The organism is Streptomyces sp. NPDC050636, assembly GCF_040654775.1.
Lineage (GTDB): Bacteria > Actinomycetota > Actinomycetes > Streptomycetales > Streptomycetaceae > Streptomyces.
The window spans coordinates 1-1,303 of record NZ_JBFAIP010000266.1 but is presented as its reverse complement, the minus strand read 5'-3'; the positions used below and the strand labels follow the sequence as shown (position 1 = coordinate 1,303).

Annotated in this window: 1 protein-coding gene; it reads right to left on the bottom strand. The window is 69.1% G+C overall.

The features are described 5' to 3' along the window. Positions 1 to 120: 120 nt before the first annotated feature. The gene (locus tag AB0I10_RS41165; RefSeq protein WP_363157854.1) at positions 121 to 1,239 is read right to left on the bottom strand and encodes a hypothetical protein; all 1,119 of its coding nucleotides are present in this window, start codon (positions 1,237 to 1,239) and stop codon (positions 121 to 123) included. Positions 1,240 to 1,303: the final 64 nt, after the last annotated feature.

Below are 1,303 nucleotides of genomic sequence, written 5' to 3'. Positions count from 1 at the left end.
GGGCTTACCCGGGGTACCAACTGGGGGTGGTCCCACCTTCCGGCCCAAAGCCCTTATGCCCGCGGGGCCCCCCCCGGGGGCGGTCCGCGGGGGCGGCCCCCACTGTTCAAGTCGTCGGTATCAGTGGACGATTCGCTCCATGATCCAGTCGACCAGTGGCTTGGTCACCTGGCTGTGCTCGGTGTTCTCGCTGTCGCACTTGAACTCGTCGAGCGCGCTCTTCTCGTCGGCCGCCTCGACCTTCTCGTACGGGTTGACGTCCCATTTTGCCGGGTCGTAGTCCAGCGCGACCGCACTCACGGAGGGGACGAAACAGCTGAACTTGTACTTCTCCGGGATGTCGGCCCCGAGTGCCGCGGCGATCTTGCCGAAGGAGCCGAGGGTGCCACCGGGCGTGCCGTCAAGGCCGGGAACGTACGAGGTGAAGCCCCGTCGGACCTGGCCGACGGCCCGCATCTCACCGATCGGCTTGCGCGTTCCGCAGTCGGGCTGGAAGTTCGCCTGGGCGTAGACGATCAGGGGCACCTGCCGCTTGAACACCTCCGCGCCGGCCGGCAGGTCGCGGCCGGTGCCGTTGCCGGTGCCGTTGGCCACGCCCAGCTTGCGTGGCCGTTGCGGGAAATGGCCGAGGTCGCGCAGTTCGGCCAGGAACTGCGTGCGCAGTGCGCTGGAGGCGGCGACGGGGCCTTCGTACTTCGCGTCCGGGATCCATGCGTACAGCAGCTGCTGCGCGGCGGGGCTCCTGATCAGCTCGGCCTCCTTGACCTTGCCGGGCTTGGCCGGCAGCGCCTCGAAGAAGTAGGCCATCTGCTGGAGGATCAGCGGGATCCAGGCGCCGTTGTGTGGGGAGTCCCAGGAGAGGTAGGTCGCGGTCTGGTGGTCCTGGTGCTGGTTCTCCATCTCGGCGAGGGCGTAGCGGGTGATGATGCCGCCCATGCTGACCCCGCCGACGATCAGCGGCTCACCGCCCTGCCTCTCTTGGATGACCTTGTCGATGGCGCTGATCACCACCCCGGCGTTGGCCTGGATGTAGGTGTGGCGCTCCTCGAAGCCGACCAGGACCACGTCGATGCCCGCGGTGAGCAGCTGCTCGAGGAAGCCCACGTTGCTGCCCGGGTAGGGCGCGTTGAAGTGGGCGAACAGCCCTGGCAGGTCACTGCGGCCGTAGTTGAAGCCGTCCGCGAAGATGAACGGCCGCTCCAGCTCGTCGTGGCCGTCGGCGAGGTAGACCGCAGCCACGCCCCGCGCCCCCCCCCCCCCGGCAGGGGGGGGGGGCGGGATTGGCCCCGGGGGGGTTGGGGGC